The following is an 8,234-nucleotide window of genomic DNA, read 5'->3' as shown; positions in this document are numbered from 1 at the left end:
AGATGGTTCGCGAGCTGTCTTCACTTCCAGATCAAGCCTTGCGCGATATTGGTGTGGCGCGCGGCGATATTCACATGGCAGCCATGGAGTTCGCGAATCTATAAGAGATCGATTTCGACTACAAAATGCCATGGAGTCTGGAGCATAAACACGCAGCACGTAGGGGAAATGAGCGAATTCAGGTTGCGGGTCATGCCACGGTAGCAGTGCCGAAGGCAGCTTCAATGCGCCAGCGTAGCGGCAACGAAGCGACGTCTTTGAACTCAGTCTCTTGTGTGGAAATCTGGAACTCGACCTTGTACAGCCCTGATGCCGCATCGATCGTGGAACCAGCGTAGATCGCGTTGACCTTGGCGCAGTTGATGTCCTTGGTTTTCTTGTTGCCGCCAAATCCTCACTTACCCTGCTGCGAATTGGGAAACATGCTTCGCGTGCCCAGGATCCCGATCGTCAACGGTGACCAGTCGCAGCAGGGCTGCTTCGTTGGGAAAGATGCGAACCTTGCTGGTGCGGCGTTTGATCTCCTGCTGGATGGCACGTTCGATCGGATTGGCTGTGCGCATGCGGCGGCGGTGACGGTCTGGAAGACTGAACACGGCGAGCCCCTCGGGCACGGCGCTTTCCAGCCAGGTTGCCAGCTTGGGTGCGGTGTTCTGGTAGTTCTTGACGAGCCGGTCCAGCTCTTCTTGGGCGCTCACCAGGGTGGAGGCGTTCCAAACGCGGCGGAGTTCGGCGCCGATGGCTTTGCGGATGGCGGCATTGGGCGCGTGGTGGATGGCGTTCTGAGCCAGATGAAACTGGCAGCGCTGCCACTGGGCACCGGGGAAAACGACCTGGCGGGCGGCACGCAGCCCGGCGTGATCGTCGCTGGTGATGAAGCGCACCCCGCGCAGACCGCGTCCGACCAGATCGTCGAGAAAGCTGCGCCAGTGGACTTCCGCTTCCGACAGGGTGGCGGAGACGCCGAGCACGCGCCGGCGGCCTTCGGGATCGACGCCGATCGCTGATAGAATGGCGGCATCGCGCACCACGCCGCCCTCGCGAACCTTCTCGTAGCGGGCATCGAGCAGCAGATACTGAACGGTGCCCAGAGGCCGGCAGCGCCAGGCCTGCAGTTCGCCATCGAGCAGGGCGGCGGCGCGGCTGACCTGCATGGACGACAGGCTGTTCAAGCCGAACTCGGCCATGATCTTGGCGGCATCGCGGGTCGAGACACCCTGTACGTACATCTCGGCAATGGCCAGCATCACGGCGCGGCAGGAGCGCCGCCCGCGCTCCAGGGACTGCGGGTAGAACGGCTCGTCGGCATCCCTGGTCTTGGGCACCTGGACGGTCAGCGTGCCGGCCGGCGTGTCGAGGGTCTTGGGCTTGTAGCCGTTGGCATAGCCGCGGCGTTCGGGGCTGCGCTCGTACCGCTCGGCGCCAAGGTGACGTTCGCGCTCCAGGCGCATGGCGAGATCGAACAGGGCAGTGAAGACCTGGCCCAGGCTCTCGGGACCGGTTGTGATAAGTTGCTCCAGGAGAGCAGTGATGATCGTGCTCTGCGGGTCCGGCATTCAGGTCTCCTGTGGGGCGATGGGGGCCACCGGGATGAATGCTCGACCAGCCGTAAGGTATCCCCAACAGCCAAAACTTGGCAGTTCCGCCTACAAAATTTCCATACCTCAGCTTACACATAGAAAAGGGGGGATTGGGATTTTCAGTTTGATAAAGATATATACAGGACAAGCAACTAGCTTGGCGATTTAGATTGACTTTCGCTTTCCGAATGCTACTCTCATCTTGATCGATACCGAAAGTTGAAGAAAAGCTGACATGAAAGGTGTGGGCACGTGTGCGCGTCCACACACGTAGTATTTACCGCTTTGTCTTTACTGGGCGCACGTGTTTGAATCGGGGAAACTTCTCAAGCGCTTGTTTGCGGGTAAGGCCAGCGCTCATCCCTGCAACGATTTGGTTTTCAAGTTCGCGTAATGCCTCCGCGTCTTCCACAATCTGCAGCACCGCTGCGGCGGGAATGATAACAACTCCCTCCTTGTCACCGAGCGCGAAGTCTCCGGGATGAACGATTAGGTTGCCACCTAGAGCGCTGCGAAGAACTAACGGAGTTCCCGTCTCAATAAACTGCCAGATCCGCGCGGCGTTGGCTGGCGAGGTTCCAGCCGCGAACACAGGGAGTCCAAGTTCATCAATTTCAGCGAGGTCGCGAATAGCAGCATCTGTCACGATACCACGACAGCCGCGCGACTGAAGACTCTGAGAAATAATACCGCCGATAGGTGCAGCAGAAATCATTCCTCCTGAGGCTAAAATCATCACAGAGCCAACTTCGATATTGTCTTCGAGCGCTTCACTTGGTAACGGTGATACTGAGTTTCTGCTAGAAACTCTTGGGGCGCCCCGTACACAGACAATCGGTCCCGCGAGTTTTTCAGGTCCAGCCATCGCCTTTACTGAATTTGCAAGCGCTTGGTCTGGCAACCCTGCTTCATCCAGGACATCTGAAACTAAACCAGTGTCGAGGCTCAAGAGCCGGCTGGTGATTTCATGGCGATCGACGTTGCTTTCCATTATACCGCCTCGCTGACTTCGATGTTAAGCGAAGCCGCCAGAGTGAACAGATCATTGACTACAGATTGACTGATTGAGATTCCGTCGGTCCGCTGCTGTGCATGCTTTCGACTCTCAATTTCGCCCGGTAGGAGAATTTCGTCGAAGCCTGAAGCGAGCTTAGATTGTTTGATGACCGATACGTACTCGTCAAGCCGCTCTTTGAAGTGGACGATATCGAGGAAACTTGAAACATTCAGCGCTATTACCAAATGCCCATTTCGCTGGGGCGTATCAAGGTTGTCGTAAAGGTTGGTAAGCTCACGACCGAAGGAACCGCCGGTAAGAATCCCGCTGAGGATCTCGCACATGAGGATGAGACCCCATCCTTTGTGTCCGCCAATTGGGAGGATCCACCCGCCCTTGTTGATCCAACTGGGATCTGTCGTCGGGCTTCCTTCTGCATCGACGAGCCATCCCTGTGGCAGCTCCATGCCCTTTTCAAGATGGTATAAAATCTTACCACGAGAACTCATCCCCAGAGCCATATCGAGAATGATCGGATCGTTATTTGTAGGTATGCCGAAAGCAATCGGAAGTGGTCCAGTAAGCGGATCTTGCCCACCCCATACGGGCATGATTGGTGAACTGTTAGTTGTTGCGATACCGATCATATCTGCAGCAGCCGCCTGCTTGACGTATCTCGCACCTTCCCCATTATGATTGCTGTTACGAATTCCCACAGCGGCAATACCAGTAGTTCTGGCTTTCTCGATTGCGACATTCATTGCCTTGGACGTCGCTACTGCGCCAAGCCCATTGCCAGCGTCATACAAAGCCGTTCCGGGGGATTCACTCACAAGTTCGAAGTTCGGTCGGGCGGTGACACCGCCCTTGATAAGTCTCTCCGTATAGACCGGCAGCCTGATAATGCCGTGTGAATTCATACCACGAAGATCCGCTTCGATGAGGCTATCCGCCACAATGGCGGCATCTTCCTCAGCAACTCCTGCGTTGACGAGAATCTGCGTTGCCAAGTCACAGACTTCTTTGGACTGAACTCGAACCAAGCCGGCCGAGAGCTGCTTTACACTCAATTTCATTTCTGCCACTCCGCTTATAGATAACGTTTTACGTGCCGGGCTGCGATGATTGAGCCAAGCCTGGAGAACTTCTATGTATTGTGAATGAGTTATTATTTTCACATCACAGATGCGTGGGTATCAAAATATTCGACGAACGGTAATTGACGCGCTGGGCGACCTCGTGAAAAACGCCCTTCGATTTTTTGTGCCATTTATTCGAACTGTTGACGCGACCATACCAGCGTACTAAACAATAAGCAATTCGACTTCCAATCGTATTTTTGAACTTATTATGCAGTTTTGCTTCTTAATGTGGTGCTACAACGTGGGATGGCGTGTTGCGAGTACGATCCCACTCCTTGATACCCCTATTCGTCCGCAGAATGCTCTGTTTGAGCAGATTACGATCACCGATCCAGCCCATCCGCTCTACGGTCGTAGTTTTCCGCTGATATCGATCAGCGGCTCACAACATGGAACCGGGCACGCCTATGTTGATGATTGCGGACGTACTGTGATGAGGATTCCGATCAGGGCGACCAGTCTGTGCCCGGCGGTGCCGAACCTGCCGACGAGCAAACTCTCCCTTGAGGCCATCCGGGACCTGGTTCGGCTCGCCTCCCACGAGGAGGGGATTGGGCGACTGATCCCGCCGGACGCCGCTTCCCCCGGCCCACAAGCCGGCCCCGAACCCTCCCTGACGATCGCACCGCCATCAGCGAGAGGATAAGCCATGATCTCCGAACTCGTGACGACCCGGCACCTGAGCCGCAAGGCCGTAGTCTACGTCCGCCAGTCCCACCCTCACCAGGTCCTGAGCAACCAGGAGAGCCTGCGCCTGCAATATGGGCTTTGCCAGCGTGCCCGCGACCTCGGCTGGCAGGAGATCGACGTCGAGGTGGTCGACGCCGATCTCGGCCTGAGCGGAGCCACCGCCGACCATCGTCGTGGCTTCAAAGACCTGATCGCCCGCGTCACCTTAGGCGAGGTCGGGATCATCCTGTCCTACGACGTCACCCGGCTCGCCCGCAACTGTTCGGACTGGTATCCGCTACTCGACCTGTGCGGCTTTCGGCAGTGTCTGATTGCCGATCGCGACGGCGTTTACGATCCCGGGTCGGCCAACGGGCGCCTCCTGCTAGGTTTGAAGGGCACCATCTCCGACGTTGAACTGCACACCATGCGCGGTCGCCTTACCGCCGGGCTGCTCAGCAAGGCCGAACGCGGTGAACTGGCGCTGCATCTGCCAGCCGGGTTGATCCGCGACGCGGGCGGCGCCGTGGTCAAGGATCCCGATCGTGAGGTGCAGGACCGGATCACCCTGGTCTTCACCAGCTTCCTGGAGCAGGGCTCAGTCGGCAAGGTGATGCGAACCTTCACCGCCCGAGGGCTGAGTGTCCCGCGGGGCAACCGGTTCAGCGAGGCGACATGGCGACCGGCGACGCTCGATCGGATCATCCGGATCCTGAGGAACCCGGCATATGCCGGCGCTTTTGTCTATGGCCGGACCCGGTCGTGCCACGCGCTCTATCCCAATGGCAGGCTGATTATGACGCGGTGTTCGATGGCGGAATGGAAGATCGTTGTCAAGGACAGGTACCCGGCTTACATCGACTGGGAGAGCTTCGAGCGGATCCAGGCGATGCTGTGCGATAACTACGCCGAGTACCAACGGAAGATGACGCGCGGTGCGCCCCGTGAGGGTGCGGCACTGCTCCAGGGCATCGTCTGGTGCGGGCAGTGCGGCCGCAAGATGACGGTGCAGTACAGGGCCAGAAACGGCTACAACTGTCGGTCCCTGTATCACGAGCATGGAACTCCGGTCTGCCAGCAGCTTCCGGCCGATCCCATCGATGCCCGGGTGGTGGCCGCATTCTTCGCCGCGGTGACGCCGGCCGAGCTCGAGGCCTGGAGGCACGCCCACGATGCTCGGCGCCAGGCGGACGAGGCCCTTGACCGCGCCGAGGCCCAGCAGGTCGAGCGCCTGCGTTACCAGGCACTGCTGGCCGAACGCCAGTTCAGCAAGGTCGACCCGGACAACCGCAATGTTGCCGGCGAGTTGGAGCATCGCTGGGAACTGGCGCTGCGCGAACTGCGCCAAGCCGAGGAGGCGCTCTCACGACGTCGGGCGGAGCGCGCCACGCCGGAGACGCTGTCGACTGCGGATCGGGAAGGCTTCGTCGCGCTTGGCCCGCAGCTCCCGGCACTCTGGCAACAGCCTGATATGACGCGAGAGCGCAGGAAGGCGCTGCTGCGCAGCCTGATCGACAAGGTCGTGTTGCGGCGGGCATCGCCCGATCGCATCAGCGTGCGCATCGTCTGGCGCGGTGGGGAGGTCAGCGACCTCGTGGTCGAGCAGGCGGTCAATGGGCTGCAGGACCTGTCGCGTGGCGCCGAGATGGTGGCCCGCCTGCTCGACCTGGCGCGCCAAGGTGTTGATGACGCCGAGATTGCCAAACTGCTGACCCGGGAAGGTTATCGCTCGCCCCAGCGCGGCCATGTTCCGGTGGGAACAGTCCGAACCATACGCCAGCGCTGTCGTGTGCTGCGCAACACCACCGGCCACTCCCTTCACATTCCGGGTTGGCTGACCATCGCCGAATTGGCCAAGCGATCGGCGTGCTCACGCAACTGGATCCATAGCCAGATCAGCAACGGGACAATCACCATCGTTCGTAATCCCGACGCTCGCCGCTACCTGTTTCCCGATACTGACGACACCGTCGCACGCTTCAAGGAATTGAAAGCCCACAAGATCCACAATCTTCATTTCGAGTAGAAGCTGAACACAATGAGGGCATCAACATGACTGATCGTATATGCGGGATCACGTGAGGGACAGCCTGTTTCGATGCTCCGTATCCCGTTTTCATGCCGCATAAAGCCAACGCTGCCCGCCGCCACCATATTCCGCGGTCGAAGCGATGCATGACGAACTGGGCAGCGTATAACGAGGCGCTGCGGCACCGGGGCACTCTGACCGTGTGGTTAACGGAGGACGCCATCGCCGCCTAGAAAGCGGAGTCGCGCACGCCGCCGGGTGGTCAGCCCCACTACTCCGACCTCGCAATCACGACAGCTCTGACGCTCCGCGCTATGTTCCGCCTGGCGCTGCGCCAGAACGAGAGGCTGATCGGCTCAATCCTCCAGTTGCTCGGCATCGACCTGCCGGTACCGAACTTTTCGACCATCAGCCGGCGGGCCCGGACGCTGGGCATGCCGGCACAACCCTGCACCACTGGTGGGCCGATCCACCTGCTGGTGGACAGTTCCGGCCTGAAGCTGAGCGGCCCGGGTGAGTGGCTGGTCGAAAAGCACGGTGCCAGCAGGCGGCGTTCGTGGCGCAAGCTACACATCGGCTTCGACGCCGTGACCAACCGGATCGTTGCTTCCATCCTGACCGGCCGCGACGTCGATGACGCCTCACAAGTAGAACCCCTACTCGACCAGATCGCCGAGCTAGTGGAGGTCTTTTTGGGCGACGGCGGCTACGATCTCACTACTTGATACCCCTATTCGTCAGCAGAATGCCTGGTCCGAGCAGATCAGGATCACCGATCCAGCCCATCCGCTCTACGGGCGGAGCTTTCCGCTGGTGTCGGTCAGCGGCTCACAACATGGAACCGGGCACGCCTATGTTGATGATCACGGCCGTGCTGTGTTGAGGATTCCGATCAAGGTGACCAGTCTGCGCCCGGCGGTGCCGGACCTGCCGACGAGCAAACTCTCCCTCGAGGCTATCCGGGAACTGGTTCGGCTCGCCTCCCACGAGGAGGGGATTGGGCGGCTGATCCCGCCGGACGCCGCTTCCCCCGGCCCACAGGCCGGTCCCGAACCCTCCCCGACGATTGCACCGCCATCAGCGAGAGGGTAAGCCATGATCTCCGAGCTCGTGACGGCCCGGCACCTGAGCCGCAAGGCCGTGGTCTATGTCCGCCAATCGCACCCGCACCAGGTTCTGGGCAACCAGGAGAGCCTGCGCCTGCAATATGGGCTTTGCCAGCGTGCCCGCGACCTCGGCTGGCAGGAGATCGACGTCGAGGTGGTCGACGCCGATCTCGGCCTGAGCGGAGCCACCGCCGACCATCGTCGTGGCTTCAAAGACCTGATCGCCCGCGTCACCTTAGGCGAGGTCGGGATCATCCTGTCCTACGACGTCACCCGGCTCGCCCGCAACTGTTCGGACTGGTATTCGCTGCTCGACCTATGCGGCGGCAAACACCTGATCAGGCCTACTTCATCCCGCCTCCGCGAATCGCGGTGGCCTGAACCCGGCAGGCGCTCCACTTATCAGCCGAAAAACCTGTTCAGATAAGCGGAGCCACCTCAGTCGACGACAATCAGGTTTCAGCTCCCACCATGGCAGCCTGCTTATTTCCCAGGCTTTGCTACAGGGCAATCGCTCGAAGGGACATTTCACTGGAAATGTGACTCGAACTCCTATGGTATCCGACTAAAAGATTGGATACTAAAGGATTTGAAAGGACCCATCTCGAGGTGGCGGCCCCAGTCCTAGGAGGCTGCACCTTCAAGCGACTACACTTAGCAGTCCGTTGAAATACCTACCTTAAGATGAGGAGGTCAGACGGTCGGACGCCA

At 59.4% G+C, this 8,234-nt stretch carries 6 protein-coding genes and 1 pseudogene; 4 read left to right on the top strand and 3 right to left on the bottom strand.

Annotated features, from left to right (window positions below):
* Nucleotides 1–2: 2 nt before the first annotated feature.
* Nucleotides 3–104, top strand: coding sequence for a DUF1127 domain-containing protein (locus tag AC5JJ6_RS31115; protein WP_496045762.1), 102 nt, complete (start codon nucleotides 3–5; stop codon nucleotides 102–104).
* 294 nt (nucleotides 105–398) lie between these two features.
* On the opposite strand, the gene AC5JJ6_RS31110 is transcribed toward AC5JJ6_RS31115, so the two are convergent.
* The 3 genes from AC5JJ6_RS31110 to AC5JJ6_RS31100 form a co-directional block, all read right to left on the bottom strand.
* Nucleotides 399–1,556: an IS256 family transposase gene (locus AC5JJ6_RS31110; RefSeq protein ID WP_496045761.1), complete on the bottom strand. Its 1,158-nt coding sequence runs from the start codon at nucleotides 1,554–1,556 to the stop codon at nucleotides 399–401.
* Nucleotides 1,557–1,857: 301 nt separating this feature from the next.
* On the bottom strand, nucleotides 1,858–2,571 hold the full coding sequence (locus tag AC5JJ6_RS31105; RefSeq protein ID WP_496045760.1) for an RraA family protein: 714 nt from the start codon (nucleotides 2,569–2,571) through the stop codon (nucleotides 1,858–1,860).
* Nucleotides 2,571–3,653 carry an Ldh family oxidoreductase gene (locus tag AC5JJ6_RS31100; protein ID WP_496045759.1) on the bottom strand — a complete coding sequence of 361 codons (1,083 nt, stop codon included), beginning with the start codon at nucleotides 3,651–3,653 and terminating at the stop codon, nucleotides 2,571–2,573. The genes AC5JJ6_RS31105 and AC5JJ6_RS31100 overlap by 1 nt, the downstream gene beginning before the upstream one ends.
* Before the next feature lie 715 nt (nucleotides 3,654–4,368).
* On the opposite strand from AC5JJ6_RS31100, the gene AC5JJ6_RS31095 reads away from it, so the two are divergent.
* From AC5JJ6_RS31095 to AC5JJ6_RS31085, 3 genes and pseudogenes are all read left to right on the top strand, one after another.
* Nucleotides 4,369–6,414, top strand: coding sequence for a recombinase family protein (locus AC5JJ6_RS31095; protein ID WP_496045758.1), 2,046 nt, complete (start codon nucleotides 4,369–4,371; stop codon nucleotides 6,412–6,414).
* Nucleotides 6,415–6,671: 257 nt separating this feature from the next.
* Nucleotides 6,672–7,142: pseudogene (locus tag AC5JJ6_RS31090) on the top strand (IS5 family transposase); the annotation flags it as partial.
* Nucleotides 7,143–7,512: 370 nt separating this feature from the next.
* Nucleotides 7,513–7,950: a recombinase family protein gene (locus AC5JJ6_RS31085; protein WP_496045757.1), complete on the top strand. Its 438-nt coding sequence runs from the start codon at nucleotides 7,513–7,515 to the stop codon at nucleotides 7,948–7,950.
* Nucleotides 7,951–8,234 lie beyond the last annotated feature (284 nt).

The sequence above is a fragment of the Skermanella sp. genome (assembly GCF_059503625.1).
This window is presented reverse-complemented; position numbering and strand designations above follow the sequence as displayed.